The organism is Bacillus infantis (assembly GCF_008180445.1).
Classification (GTDB): Bacteria; Bacillota; Bacilli; order Bacillales; family Cytobacillaceae; genus Bacillus_AB; species Bacillus_AB infantis_B.
In genome coordinates this window covers 39,446-53,504 of record NZ_VTER01000012.1, presented here as the reverse complement: position 1 = coordinate 53,504, position 14,059 = coordinate 39,446, and the positions used below count along the sequence as shown (strand labels likewise).

Genomic DNA, 14,059 nt, shown 5'->3' with positions numbered 1-14,059 from the left:
TTTATTACGATTTTGCTACAATCAATGAAAATCTTGCAAAAATAAGGTAAAATATAAGAAGGAGAATACTCCCCTCCTTCGAAAGGAAGAATGACTGATGAAGACGGAAGTGTTGATTGAAGAAGCAAAAAAAGCAAGGGACAAAGCATATGTGCCATACTCCAATTTCCCGGTGGGAGCAGCCCTTCTGACTGAAGACGGCAAAGTATACCATGGCTGCAATATTGAGAACGCGGCATACAGCATGTGCAATTGTGCTGAGCGCACCGCACTTTTCAAAGCATTTTCCGAAGGAGACAAAAAATATACAGCAATGGCAGTTGTAGCTGATACAGAGCGTCCGGTTCCTCCATGCGGAGCCTGCCGCCAGGTTATTTCAGAATTATGCCCAAATACGATGAAAGTGGTTTTGGCGAATTTAAAAGGGGATATAAATGAATTAACAGTAGAAGAGCTGCTGCCTGGAGCTTTTTCACCGGAGGACCTTAATGAATAAAGAATGGAATAGCAATCGCGAACAAACTCATAAATCTGGATTTATATCTATTATCGGACGGCCTAATGTTGGTAAATCAACATTCTTGAACAGAGTCATTGGCCAGAAAATCGCCATCATGAGCGATAAGCCCCAAACCACAAGGAATAAGGTACAGGGTGTGCTTACAACCAATGATGCTCAGTTTATATTCATTGATACCCCAGGGATCCACAAGCCAAAGCATAAGCTGGGCGACTTTATGATGAAGATAGCACAGAATACGCTGAAAGAAGTGGACCTAATCCTGTTTATGGTGAATGCCGAAGAAGGCTTCGGCCGCGGCGAGGAGTTCATCATCGAGAAATTTCAGAATGTGAAGACTCCCATCTTCCTTGTCATAAATAAAATTGATCAGATTCACCCTGATAAGCTTTTCTCCATCATTGAATCCTATAAAGAGAAATACGGCTTTAAGGAAATCGTCCCGATATCAGCGCTGGAAGGGAACAATGTGGATACGCTGCTGGAGCAGATCAAGCAGTATATACCGGAAGGGCCGCAATTCTATCCCGCTGACCAGGTGACAGACCATCCTGAGAGGTTCATTGTATCCGAGCTGATCAGGGAAAAGGCTTTGCACTTGACCAGGGAGGAGATTCCGCATTCCCTTGCTGTAGTGATTGACAAGATGGAGAGGCGCGAAGACAAGGATGTCATAAATGTGATGGCTACTGTCATTGTAGAACGCGATTCCCAAAAAGGGATTGTCATTGGGAAGCAGGGCGCTATGCTCAAGGAAATCGGCAAGCGGGCCAGGACAGATATTGAAAACCTGCTGGGCTCGAAGGTCTATCTGGAACTATGGGTAAAGGTGCAGAAGGATTGGCGCAACAAAATGAGCCAGCTGCGTGATTTCGGATTCAGAGATGATGAATATTAAAGGGCGATTCAGCCATAACTAACCTATTTCACCTCAACTGGAATTATGCAGACTTTTTATTAACAATTATTACGTCTTATGATTTTCTAATGACAGGCTATGATAAAGGTATGGAATTAATAATTGCTAGTTAAAAATTGAAAGGTGGGGTTTCCAATGTTGGATTTTACCTGGAAGGTCTTCAAGCAGACAGGTAATATTGACACATATCTTCTTTTTAAGGAGCTTGAAAAAGAAACTCAGGATTTGCCCGGAAGCAGTGAACATGAACTAGCAGAAGTTGATTTTCCCATCTCATAGGTTTGTCTCTTGCAGGGATGGTGGCATAAGTGTTTGAAAAATGCGAAGGAATCGTATTGAGAACAGTCAATTATGGTGAGTCCAATAAAATAGTTACTCTATATACCCGGGAATGGGGTAAGGTTGGCGTGATGGCGAGAGGTGCAAAAAAGCCTAACAGCAGGCTTTCGGCTGTCACCCAGCCTTTTACTTATGGCTACTTCCTCGTTCAGAGAAGCAGCGGGCTGGGGCTTATGCAGCAGGGGGAGATGGTCTCCTCCATGCGCTCGATCAGGGAGGATATCTTCCTGACGGCATATGCCAGCTATATTGTGGATCTGACTGATAAAACAGTCGAAGAGAAAAAGCCGAATCCGTTCCATTTTGAACTGCTTCACCAGACTTTGAATTATATAAACGAAGGCTATGACCCTGAAATCATGGTGAATATTTATGAAATGAAAATGCTCAATTCCCTTGGACTTTATCCGGTTTTGGATAAATGCTCTCTCTGCGGAAGCACTGATGGGCATTTTTCTTTTTCCATCAGGGAGGGCGGTCTCATTTGCCACCGCTGTCTGGAGAAAGACCCGTACCACTATAAGATTTCGCCGGGAGCTTTAAAACTCCTGCGCCTTTTTTATTATTTTGACTTGTCGAGGCTTGGAAATATTTCAGTTAAGCCGGAAACCAAAGCGGAACTGAAAAAAATCATCTCAGCTTACTATAATGAATATTCAGGCCTCAGCCTGAAAACCAGAAAGTTCCTGGACCAGATGGACAAGATGGGCGGTTTCTTTGAAAAAGGGTAATGCCTGAGAAATTCCGCCTCGTCTTAAGTTTAAGGCCCGCAGGACGCGGTGTTTTTAGTCTGCGTTCCTTGACAGCAGGCCCCTTCCGCATTTCGATATTGTCCAGCTGCAGGCGTTAGCCCCTCGAGTCTTAAGCCAATCAGATCAGAAGGTTAAAGAACAACCTTCCGCTCTGCTCGTCTTAAGCTTGAGGCCCGCAGGACGCGGGTCATGCAGACGTTGCCACAGGACGTGGCGTTTTTAGTCTGCGTTCCTTGACAGCAAACGCCTTCCGCTTTTCGATTGTCCAGCTGCAGGGGCCATCGGCTCGAGTCATAAGCCAATCCGGCCAGGAGGTTAAAAAACAACCTCCCGTCCGGCTCGTCTTATGCTTGTCGCCGATACCCAGGCCCCTTCCGCATTTCGATATTGACTTTTATTTTGTTTTGTTTTATGATTCTCAATAATTAATAGTTCTGCTATGACGGAAAGAAGTAGTCCGAATGATCTGTAGAAGCGAGTCCGGGATGGTGTGAGCCGGATTATGGGTGTTGGATGAAGGGCGTTCCTGAGCGGATTGCGTGCTTTGGGCACATAAGGTGGCTGCATGGATTGCAGCAAATAGGGTGGAACCGCGGGTAACTCTCGTCCCTATGCTTTTTGGAGCATAGGGATGGGAGTTTTTTTGTGCATTTTTCCCGATGCTCTGATTACACAAATACCTATTGGAGGTGCCAGGATGAATATTCAAAATATGATTCTGACTTTGCAGAAGCACTGGTCAGAGCAGGGCTGCATCCTTATGCAGGCTTATGATGTCGAGAAAGGTGCAGGGACGATGAGCCCGTACACGTTTTTGCGTGCGATTGGGCCTGAGCCATGGAATGTGGCTTATGTAGAGCCTTCACGACGCCCTGCGGATGGAAGGTATGGCGAGAATCCAAACCGTCTTTATCAGCACCATCAGTTCCAGGTGATCATGAAGCCGTCTCCTGACAATATCCAGGAGCTGTATCTTGATTCTCTTCGCGCTCTTGGAATTAACCCTTTGGAGCATGATATCAGGTTTGTTGAGGATAACTGGGAGAATCCTTCCCTCGGATGTGCCGGATTAGGCTGGGAAGTGTGGCTTGATGGAATGGAAATCACCCAATTCACCTATTTCCAGCAGGTCGGCGGCCTTGAGTGTAAGCCTGTTTCTGTGGAAATCACCTACGGGATCGAGCGCCTTGCTTCGTATATCCAGGATAAAGAGAATGTCTTTGATCTAGAGTGGACTGAAGGATTCACTGTAAGGGACATCTTCCTGCAGCCTGAATATGAGCATTCCAAGTACACTTTCGAAACCTCTGATCCGGATATGCTTTTTAACTTGTTTAATATTTATGAAAAAGAAGCTCACAGACAGATGGAAGAAGGGCTGGTTCATCCGGCATATGATTATGTGCTGAAATGCTCCCATGTTTTCAACCTGCTCGATGCGAGGGGAGCCATCTCTGTAACAGAAAGGACCGGTTATATCGGACGCTGCCGGAACCTGGCGAGGAAGGTCGCCAAAACATTCTATGAAGAACGGGAAAAATTAGGCTTCCCGATTTTACAGCGGAAGGGAGAGGTTGAAAATGGCGAAGCGTGATTTATTGCTTGAAATCGGCCTTGAGGAAATGCCGGCAAGATTTGTAACAGATTCGATGAACCAGCTTGCTTCCAAAGTGGAAAAGTGGCTGGAAGAAAAGAAGGTGCCGCACGGAGGAATCAGCGCTTTTTCAACTCCCCGCCGTCTTGCTGTCCTTGTAAAGGATGTAAGTGAAACACAGGAGGATATCCATGAAGAGGCGAAAGGTCCGGCCAGGAAAATCGCCCAGAACGATGCAGGAGAGTGGTCGAAAGCTGCAATCGGCTTTTCACGCGGCCAGGGCTTGGGTGTGGATGATATCTATTTCAAAGAAATAAACGGCATTGAATATGCTCATGTGAATAAGTTCATCAAAGGAGCAGAGACTGCTTCTATCCTGCCGGAGCTGAAGGATATCGCGGAAAGCCTTACTTTCCCTAAAAATATGCGCTGGGCAGACAGGGATATGAGGTATGTAAGGCCAATTAAATGGATCATGGCTCTCTTCGGCCAAGATGTCATCCCGTTTGAAATTGCCGGGGTGCCTGCATCCAACTGGACGCTTGGGCATCGTTTCCTTGGAGAGAAAATTGAGATCACTGAGCCTGCTGAATACGAAAAAAGCATGCTCGGCCAGTTCGTCCTTGTCAATGCAGAGGAAAGAAAAAATGGGATCCGCAGCCAGATTGAACGCCTGGCAGAGGAAAATAACTGGGTGATTCCAGTGGATGAGGATCTGCTCGAGGAAGTAACAAACCTTGTTGAGTACCCAACGGCGCTTTTCGGAAAATTTGAGGAAGAGTTTCTTGAAATTCCTGAGGAAGTGCTGATCACTAGCATGAAAGAGCATCAGCGCTATTTCCCTGTCAAGTCTGCAGAAGGAATACTGCTGCCTTACTTTATCACTGTGCGCAATGGTGATCATAACCACCTTGAACAAGTGGCAAAGGGGAACGAGAAAGTGCTTCGCGCCAGACTCGCTGATGCAGCTTTCTTTTACCAGGAAGACCAGAAGATGGATATTGAGTCAGCGCTTCAGAAGCTCGGCAGCATCGTCTACCATGAGGAGATCGGCACCCTTGCTGAGAAAGTTGAACGAGTTAGAAAGCTTGCCAATGAGCTTGCAGGATCGCTTTCCCTCAATTCCGAAGAAAAGAAAACGGTTGACCGTGCCGCGGAAATCAGCAAATTTGATCTGGTGTCACAGATGGTATATGAGTTCCCTGAATTGCAGGGCTTCATGGGTGAAAAATATGCTGCCCAAAAAGGTGAGGATGCCGCTGTTGCTAAAGCAATCAATGAGCATTATATGCCGCGGAATGCAGAGGATTCTGCACCTGAAAGCAATGAAGGGGCAGTCCTTGCAGTTGCTGAGAAATTGGATACGATTTCTTCCTTCTTTGCAATTGGCATGATTCCAAGCGGCTCGCAGGATCCATACGCTTTAAGAAGGCAGGCAGCAGGCATCGTCCAGATCCTCTTTGTTAAGGGATGGAAGCTTGAGCTTGAAGAAGTGATCAAGAAGTCGCTTGCGCTTGTCAAAGAGTCAGGCGTCGGAAAGAAAGAGGAAGAGCAGGTATATGATGAACTGCTGTCCTTCTTTAAACTCCGCATCAAGCATACTCTGCAGGAGCGCAGCATCCGCTACGATATTATTGATGCCGTTTTATCAGGAAAAATCGGTTCAATGGCTTCTTTAATTAAGAGAGCGGAAGTATTGAATGCCCGCAAAGGAGAAGACGGCTTTAAAGAGAGCATGGAGGCTTTAAGCCGTGTGCTGAATATTGCATCCAAAGCAGAACACCCTGCAGCGGTTGATCAGGGGCTTTTTGAAAATAAGGAAGAAACGGAGCTGTACAGCCGTTTCCTTGAAGTTTCCGCAGAGATCGGCAATGGTGTTGAAGAGGAAGAATATTATATTCTGCTCGTATCTATGAGGCCTGAGATCGGTGCCTATTTCGAAAATACAATGGTCATGGCCGATAACGCTGCTTTGAAGGAAAACCGTTTGAGCATGATGGTTGAAATCGCATCACTGATCCAGGCATTTGCCAAGGTAAATGAAATAGTGGTCAAGTAAGAAGTAATTTTTGCTTTTTAGCTTGCTAAAAGATATGATTATGCAGAGAGCCTGTCAAAAATTCCGACAGGCTCTTTGAAATTTTTTCCTATATGCCAGGTTAATTGTCAAATCATTCTTTTCATTTATAGCAAATAGTATATAATATTTTTATAAAAGTATAACATTATTAGCTGGCAAGCAAGGTGGTGAGGACAATAGAGCTTAATAAAAGACAAGAATTAATATTGGATATCGTGAAAGAAAATGGTCCAATCACAGGTGAACATATTGCAGAGAGGCTGAACCTGACAAGGGCAACCTTAAGGCCTGATCTGGCTATATTAACCATGGCTGGCTATCTGGATGCAAGGCCGAGGGTCGGCTATTTTTATACCGGCAAGACAGGTGCCCAGCTTTTGACTGAAAGCCTGCAGAAGCTGCTGGTGAAGGATTATCAGTCCATCCCGGTGGTCGTGAATGAAAATGTATCGGTCTATGATGCTATTGTTACGATGTTCCTGGAGGATGTCGGTACATTATTCGTTGTCGATCAATCTTCTCTGCTGGTCGGCGTCTTGTCCAGGAAGGACCTGCTGAGGGCAAGCATCGGAAATCAGGAGCTTACAGCCCTTCCGGTAAATATCATCATGACGAGGATGCCTAATATTACAACCTGCAAAAAAGATGATCTGCTGATTGAAATAGCGAATCTGCTGATCGAAAAACAGATAGACGCTTTGCCGGTCGTGAAAGAAACCGATAAGGGCTTTGAAGTAACAGGCAGGATCACAAAGACCAATTTGACAAGGGCGTTCCTTGCACTTGCAGAACAAAGGTGATTTTGAAGAGAGGATGGATGAGCAATGGGTACAGTGCCGATCATCTATGTTGTTTCCGATTCAGTGGGAGAGACGGCAGAGTTAGTGACGAAAGCGGCCATCAGCCAGTTCAATGGCAGCGATCTGACAATAAAGAGATTTCCTTATGTAGAAGATAAATCTAATATCGATGAGGTATTATCGCTCGCGAAAATGGACCAGGGAATGATTGCTTTTACATTGGTAAAGCCTGAAATCCGCAGTTATATGGCGGAAGCAGCAGCCAGGGAAAATATTTATGCAATCGACATCATCGGGCCATTGATGGATAGGATACAGTCGATCTGCGGCGAAACACCCTTGTATGAGCCGGGCCTTGTCAGGAAGCTGGATGATGACTATTTCAAAAAGGTGGAAGCGATCGAGTTTGCTGTGCAGTATGATGACGGCCGCGATCCACGGGGAATCCTTAAGGCTGATATTGTGCTTGTCGGCGTTTCAAGGACTTCGAAGACGCCATTATCCCAATATCTCGCCCACAAGCGGCTTAAAGTCGCGAATGTCCCGCTCGTCCCGGAAGTTGATCCGCCTGAGGAGCTGTTCCAGGTACCGCCTTCCAAGTGCTTTGGCTTAAAAATAAGCCCTGAAAAGCTGAATAATATCAGGAGGGAAAGGCTCATTTCCCTCGGTTTGAGCGATAATGCCAGCTATGCCAATCTTGAACGGATCAAAAGCGAGATAGGTTATTTTGACCAGATCGTAACCAGGATCGGCTGTCCTGTCGTCGATGTAACAAATAAGGCAGTGGAAGAAACGGCAAACGTCATTTTTGACCTCTACCGGAGAAATATTTCTGCAAAGTAGCACATACTCTTGTGAATATGTGCTTTTTCTAATTTTAGGCAGTACATTCCGGTTAATGAGAAAATTAGGGCTGTACAGTAAAAAATAATGGCAAAACTGACTTTTATGCACTATAATAAAAAATTGTGATAAAAATATTCATCATTAGGTTTAGACTTACCACATAACGAATAAACTATTTATTGTGAGAAGTCAAGGCAGGCATCTAAAAAAAATTCGACATGAATCTCTTATGAAAAGTTGCTCTATTAAAGAAGGAATATGCGGAGTGATGTAGAATTACTAGTACATTAGGGAAAAGAAGCATCCTGGTTGACGCTGATTCTTGTCCTGTTAAGATGGAAATTGTCGAAATTGCCAAAGGCTTTGAAATCGAACCGGTTTTCGTCGCTTCCTACGCACATATGGTAAATGACTTTGGCGGGGCTGTCTGGAAGTTTGTTGATTCAAGCAAAGAAGCAGCAGATCTGTTCATCATGAATCATGTGAAAAAGGGGGACGTTGCGGTCACACAGGATATCGGCCTTGCCTCAACCCTGCTGCCTAAAGGGGTTTATGTTCTTTCTCCCAGGGGAACCTTATACGAAGAAGAGCATATCCATACCGCTCTGGATATGAGGTATCTCAGTGCCAAAGCAAGGCGCCGGGGGCAATATGGAAAAGGCCCTAAGCCTTTCACCCAGGAAGACCGGAGCAGGTTTGTGAAGCAATTGACAAAGATTTTGTCGAATCTTGCAGGAAAATAGCTTTTTTATCACGAATACCTCATAAGTAAAAATGGAGTTGTTCTCATGGCAGAGCGAATTTCCGAAGCGAAACTGGATGAAATCCGGCAGGCTACAGACATTGCCGATGTAATCGGTGATCATGTTCAGCTCAAGAAACAGGGGCGGAACTATTTTGGCTTATGTCCATTCCATGGAGAAAACTCGCCATCTTTTTCTGTTTCCCCTGAAAAGCAGATTTACCATTGCTTTGGTTGCGGAGCCGGAGGGAATGTGTTTTCGTTTCTGATTGAGCATGAAGGCTATTCTTTTCAGGAAGCTGCTGTCAAACTTGCAGAAAGAGCGGGGATTCAGCTTGATATTGAAGCCGCATCTGCAAAGCAGAGCTCGCTGCCCGAAAATCTCCAGCAGATGATAGAAGCGCATGAGCTTCTCCGGAAATTTTACCATCATTTGTTAATGAACACAAAGGATGGCCAGCACGCACTGGAGTATTTGCTTGACAGAGGCTTTACCAAAGAGTCGATTGAGAAGTTCCAGATCGGTTATTCCCTGGATTCATGGGATTTTGTATGCAAGTTCCTTGCAAAAAGGAAATTCAATCCTGAATTCATGGAAAGAGCTGGGCTTATCATCAAAAGGGACAGAGATGGCAGTTATTTTGACCGCTTCCGTGATCGGATCATGTTTCCGATCTTTGACCGCAAAGGAAACACGATTGCTTTTTCCGGAAGATCGCTCGGGGCCGGAAATGAGCCCAAATATCTGAACAGTCCGGAGACAGCAATCTTTAATAAAAGTAAAATCTTATATAATTTCCACCTGGCAAGACCGGCAATCCGCAAGACACACCAGGCGGTCCTTTTTGAAGGATTCGCGGATGTTATTGCTGCAGACCGTTCGTCTGTTGAGAATGGGGTTGCCACAATGGGGACTGCACTGACGCCTGAACATGTTGCAATGCTCAGGAGAAATACTGAGTCTGTCACCATTTGCTATGATTCGGATAATGCCGGAATAGAGGCGGCCTTTAAAGCCGCTAAAATGCTGTCTGAGGCTGGCTGCGGCATCAAGGTTGCCATGCTGCCTGATGGCATGGACCCGGATGACTACATCAAACAGCACGGAGCTGAAAAGTTTCGCAATGATGTAATCGAGTCCAGCATTACCCACATGGCGTTCAAGTTTCTTTATTATAGAAGGGGCAAAAAGCTCCAGGATGAAGGAGATCGGCTTCTATATATAGAAGAAGTACTTAAGGAAATCAGCCTTCTTGATAAGGCTGTTGAAAGAGATCATTACATGCGCCAGCTGGCTAATGAATTTTCTCTGTCACTGGAAGCGCTGAAGCAGGAGCAAAAGCAGATATACTTTGCCGAGAAACGAAAAAACCAGGGCAGTTCTGCCCCAGCACAAAAGAAGCAAATGATCGTTTCACGGCGACAGGATTCGCTCAAGCCTGCTTTTCATACAGCTGAAAGAAGATTGATTGCCCATATGCTGAGAAACAGCGATACTGCTTATAAAGTTCAGGAGCTTCTCGGAGGCAGCGCCTTTAACATTGATGATCATCAGGCTATCATTACTTATTTATTTGCTTTTTATGAAAAGGGGAATAGCCCCGATCCAAGCGCCTTCTTAAATTTCGTTGAAGATGCGAAGCTTAAGCGGATCATTGCGGATATCGAGATGATGTCGGTCAATGATGAGCTGACAGAGCAGGAGCTCAATGACTATATTAAGCAGGTGTTGAATTATCAAAAGATGTTAATGATAAAGGAAAAGCAGGCTGAAGGGAAGGAAGCCGAGCGGCAGAATGACTTTGCAAGGGCTGCATCGATTGCAATGGAAATTATTCAACTGCGTAAATTGCTATAGATAAGCTTTTATACGACTGGTTTGTGATTTTTGGAAGGAGGGGGACTTATGGCTGAAAAGTCAGCCCGTTCAAAAGAGGTTGATTCAGAGTTGACCATGGAGCAAGTGAAGGAACAGTTAACGGAAGTAGGAAAGAAAACCGGGGTTCTCGCATACGACGATATCGCGGAAAGGCTATCCAACTTTGAATTGGATTCCGATCAGATGGATGAGTTTTATGAGTTTCTTGGAGATCAGGGGGTAGAGCTTGTCGGCGACAACGATGATGCGGACCCTAATGTCCAGGAGCTTGCCAAGGGTGAAGAGGAATTTGATTTAAACGATTTAAGCGTTCCTCCAGGAGTTAAAATCAATGATCCCGTCCGCATGTACCTGAAAGAAATCGGCCGTGTGGATCTTCTTTCTGCACAGGAGGAAATATCCCTGGCCAAGCGGATCGAGGAAGGCGATGAAGAGGCAAAGAGAAGGCTGGCAGAAGCCAACCTGAGGCTCGTAGTCAGCATTGCCAAAAGGTATGTCGGAAGGGGCATGCTGTTCCTAGATCTGATCCAGGAAGGGAATATGGGCCTTATTAAGGCAGTTGAGAAATTTGACTACCGTAAAGGCTACAAATTCAGTACGTATGCAACATGGTGGATACGCCAGGCCATTACAAGGGCGATTGCCGACCAGGCAAGGACGATCAGGATCCCTGTCCATATGGTGGAAACAATCAATAAGCTTATCAGGGTGCAGCGTCAGCTTCTCCAGGATCTCGGCCGCGAACCGACTCCGGAAGAAATTGCGGAAGACATGGATCTGACACCGGATAAGGTCAGGGAGATTCTTAAGATTGCCCAGGAGCCTGTTTCACTCGAAACGCCGATTGGGGAAGAAGATGACTCCCACCTCGGCGACTTCATTGAAGACCAGGATGCGACTTCGCCATCTGAGCATGCTGCATATGAACTCCTGAAAGAACAGCTTGAAGACGTCCTTGATACGCTCACTGACCGTGAGGAAAATGTCCTGAGGCTGCGTTTCGGGCTCGATGATGGGCGTACGCGCACTCTGGAAGAGGTCGGAAAAGTCTTCGGCGTAACCAGGGAGCGTATCCGCCAAATCGAGGCGAAAGCACTTCGCAAACTGAGGCATCCAAGCCGAAGCAAGCGGCTTAAAGACTTCCTCGAATAAAAAAACATTGTCAGAAAATAGTTTACTTCTTAAAATAGAGGTAAACTATTTTTTTTGAAAAAAATGCCTTTGGATTTCCGGACGGGATGGGTGGATATGGATAAAGCGAGAAAAGACATTATTGTAAAAGAAATTTTATACTGGAAGGATAATCGCATGCTTCCTGAGCATTATTGTGATTATCTGCTTGCTTTGTATACAGAAGGGAATCGGCCGAAGGATAAAGCTCGAAAGGCAAAAGGGTTTTATTTTCTCAATATCATTCTCTTGCTGCTGATTCCTCTGTCGCTGTTATTCATTTATTTTACTGAATTATCTTTCATTTTGCAAATGGGCCTTCTGATTTTTTTTACAATTACTGGAGTTTCTCTTGCTATTTATTTTACTAATAAAGGAATTGCGCCGCAACTGCCTCTCGCGGTTTCGGCTTTAATATTGCTTTTGATATCGGTTGAAATGGCATCTTATTTTTTCCCGCATCATAATACAGCCTTGTATGGAGCTTTAATGCTTAATTGTCTGCTTTGGATTGCGGCTGCCTGGAAATTCCGTCAGCACTATTTTGGAATATCCGGCCTTGTAGGACTTATCATCATTATTATTTCTATTTTCATATAATAAATTAAATTTTAAAGTTTTTTAATGTTGAGAAAATTAATTCCTTCCTCGTATAATGGTAATGAAAGCGTATACAAAACTTCGAGGGGGATTTGCATGAATTTTGAATTGACTGCCGAACAGAATATGATTCTGAAAATGATCAGGGAGTTTGCTGATGAAGAAGTTGCTCCCGGTGCACTGGAAAGGGACAGGACGAAAGAATTCCCTAAAGAAATATTTAATAAATTATCTGAAATGGGTGTGATGGGGCTGCCGTTCCCTGAAGAATACGGCGGCGGAGGGGCGGATACAGTCAGTTTTGCCATTGTGACTGAAGAGCTCAGCAGGGCATGCGGTTCGACGGGGATCACTTATTCAGCCCATATCTCCCTTGGCGGGGCACCCCTTTATCTTTTTGGGACTGAAGAGCAAAAGCAACAGTATCTGGTTCCGATCTGCACGGGAGAATCATTTGGGGCTTTTGGGCTCACAGAGCCTAACGCGGGATCAGATGCAGGCGGTACAAGGACGAGCGCGGTAGAAAATGATGGGGAGTTCATCATAAATGGCAGCAAATGCTATATTACAAATGCAAGCTATGCAAAGCATCTGGCCATTACAGCGGTCACGGGCGGAAGCGGGGCGGATAAAGAAATCAGCGCCATCATTGTGCCGACAGATGCAGAAGGCTTCAAGGTGATCGATAATTACGAAAAAATGGGGCTTAATGCTTCTAATACCACAGAGCTTGTGATGGAAGATGTGCGTGTGCCGACTGAGCACTTGCTCGGCAGAAAAGGTGAAGGTTTTAAGCAATTCCTGATTACACTGGATGGAGGCCGGATAGGGATAGGCGCCATGGCTGTCGGAATCGCCCAGGCTGCTTATGAAAAAGCATTGCAGTATGCGAAAGAGAGGACTCAGTTCGGCCGCTCGCTGTCCCAGTTCCAGGCTATCCAGTTCAAGCTCGCTGATATGGCGATGAAAATCGAGCTTGCCCGGAATATGGTCTACAAAGCAGCATGGCTTAAGGACCAGGGAAAGCCATTTACGAAAGAATCGTCAATGTGCAAGCTGTATGCATCGGAAATCTGCATGGAAGTGGCTGACCAGGCTGTCCAGATCCATGGAGGCTATGGCTATATGAAGGACTATCATGTAGAACGCTATATGAGGGATGGGAAGCTGACGGAAATCGGAGAAGGGACGTCAGAAATACAGCGTATGGTGATTGCGCGGCAGATCGGCTGTTAAGGGCAACTGGCTCCATTTAGATGGAGCTTTTTCATTTTGCCGGCAAACAGAGGCGGAATCTTCCAATTTCGAACATACTGTGACAAAGTTCAGTTTAGGGCTTTTCCTTCCAGGGGTTTTCAAGTAAAATAGAGATTGTTTGTATTATATAATATACTTGACTGAGATGTTCTTACATAAGGGAGGTTAAAACATGAACCGTAATCCATTAATTCCGTTTCTCTTGATTGCTGTGTTAGGCATTGGGGCAATGTTCCTCGTTTCCTTCAAAGGGCTGGGCGATGCAAAGGACCTTGCGGCCGAGCAGGAAGGCGGCGGAGAAGAACAGACTGAAGAGGTTGCTGCCAACCCGGAAGACATTTATAAACAGAGCTGTATCGGCTGCCATGGCGACCAGTATCAGGGTGGGGTAGGTCCTGCTTTGACAGGCGTTGGCGACCGCTATTCACAGGATGAAATCGCTGACATCGTTGTTAACGGTAAAGGTTCCATGCCGCCAGGGCTTGTTCCACAGGAAAAAGCAGGCGAAATGGCTGAATGGCTGGCAGGCCTGAAATAATGTGACAGTTAAAGAAAAGCCTT

14 protein-coding genes are annotated in these 14,059 nt (G+C 45.5%); all 14 read left to right on the top strand.

Translation table 11 applies throughout. The features are described 5' to 3' along the window. Window positions 1–97: 97 nt before the first annotated feature. The 14 genes from FZD51_RS20780 (at window position 98) to cccA (ending at window position 14,036) form a co-directional block, all read left to right on the top strand. Window positions 98–496: a cytidine deaminase gene (locus FZD51_RS20780; protein ID WP_148976505.1), complete on the top strand. Its 399-nt coding sequence runs from the start codon at window positions 98–100 to the stop codon at window positions 494–496. Continuing rightward, the gene (gene era, locus FZD51_RS20775; RefSeq protein WP_148976504.1) at window positions 489–1,418 is read left to right on the top strand and encodes a GTPase Era; all 930 of its coding nucleotides are present in this window, start codon (window positions 489–491) and stop codon (window positions 1,416–1,418) included. Before FZD51_RS20780 ends, era begins: the two co-directional genes overlap by 8 nt. A 156-nt stretch (window positions 1,419–1,574) precedes the next feature. Next, window positions 1,575–1,718 carry a YqzL family protein gene (locus FZD51_RS20770; RefSeq protein ID WP_009791402.1) on the top strand — a complete coding sequence of 48 codons (144 nt, stop codon included), beginning with the start codon at window positions 1,575–1,577 and terminating at the stop codon, window positions 1,716–1,718. Between the two features lie 29 nt (window positions 1,719–1,747). Then, a complete protein-coding gene (recO, locus tag FZD51_RS20765; protein WP_148976503.1) occupies window positions 1,748–2,509 on the top strand; it encodes a DNA repair protein RecO in 762 nt (253 codons plus the stop codon). Between the two features lie 718 nt (window positions 2,510–3,227). After that, window positions 3,228–4,124 carry a glycine--tRNA ligase subunit alpha gene (gene glyQ / locus FZD51_RS20760; RefSeq protein WP_148976502.1) on the top strand — a complete coding sequence of 299 codons (897 nt, stop codon included), beginning with the start codon at window positions 3,228–3,230 and terminating at the stop codon, window positions 4,122–4,124. Next, window positions 4,111–6,183: a glycine--tRNA ligase subunit beta gene (glyS, locus tag FZD51_RS20755; RefSeq protein ID WP_148976501.1), complete on the top strand. Its 2,073-nt coding sequence runs from the start codon at window positions 4,111–4,113 to the stop codon at window positions 6,181–6,183. Before glyQ ends, glyS begins: the two co-directional genes overlap by 14 nt. A gap of 188 nt (window positions 6,184–6,371) precedes the next feature. Continuing rightward, entirely contained in the window at window positions 6,372–7,004 is a 633-nt protein-coding gene (gene ccpN / locus FZD51_RS20750) for a transcriptional regulator CcpN (protein WP_009791406.1), read from the top strand. 24 nt (window positions 7,005–7,028) lie between these two features. Then, the gene (locus tag FZD51_RS20745) at window positions 7,029–7,847 is read left to right on the top strand and encodes a pyruvate, water dikinase regulatory protein (protein WP_148976500.1); all 819 of its coding nucleotides are present in this window, start codon (window positions 7,029–7,031) and stop codon (window positions 7,845–7,847) included. 278 nt (window positions 7,848–8,125) lie between these two features. Further along, on the top strand, window positions 8,126–8,593 hold the full coding sequence (locus FZD51_RS20740) for a YaiI/YqxD family protein (RefSeq protein WP_224951682.1): 468 nt from the start codon (window positions 8,126–8,128) through the stop codon (window positions 8,591–8,593). A gap of 45 nt (window positions 8,594–8,638) precedes the next feature. Then, window positions 8,639–10,450 carry a DNA primase gene (dnaG, locus tag FZD51_RS20735; protein ID WP_148976499.1) on the top strand — a complete coding sequence of 604 codons (1,812 nt, stop codon included), beginning with the start codon at window positions 8,639–8,641 and terminating at the stop codon, window positions 10,448–10,450. A 48-nt stretch (window positions 10,451–10,498) separates the two neighbouring features. Next, window positions 10,499–11,623, top strand: a complete 1,125-nt coding sequence (rpoD, locus tag FZD51_RS20730; protein ID WP_009791410.1) for an RNA polymerase sigma factor RpoD — start codon at window positions 10,499–10,501, stop codon at window positions 11,621–11,623. Window positions 11,624–11,719: 96 nt separating this feature from the next. Further along, window positions 11,720–12,241 carry a hypothetical protein gene (locus tag FZD51_RS20725; protein WP_148976498.1) on the top strand — a complete coding sequence of 174 codons (522 nt, stop codon included), beginning with the start codon at window positions 11,720–11,722 and terminating at the stop codon, window positions 12,239–12,241. Between the two features lie 96 nt (window positions 12,242–12,337). Continuing rightward, the gene (locus tag FZD51_RS20720; protein ID WP_148976497.1) at window positions 12,338–13,477 is read left to right on the top strand and encodes an acyl-CoA dehydrogenase family protein; all 1,140 of its coding nucleotides are present in this window, start codon (window positions 12,338–12,340) and stop codon (window positions 13,475–13,477) included. Between the two features lie 193 nt (window positions 13,478–13,670). Continuing rightward, the gene (gene cccA, locus FZD51_RS20715; protein WP_148976496.1) at window positions 13,671–14,036 is read left to right on the top strand and encodes a cytochrome c550; all 366 of its coding nucleotides are present in this window, start codon (window positions 13,671–13,673) and stop codon (window positions 14,034–14,036) included. Window positions 14,037–14,059 lie beyond the last annotated feature (23 nt).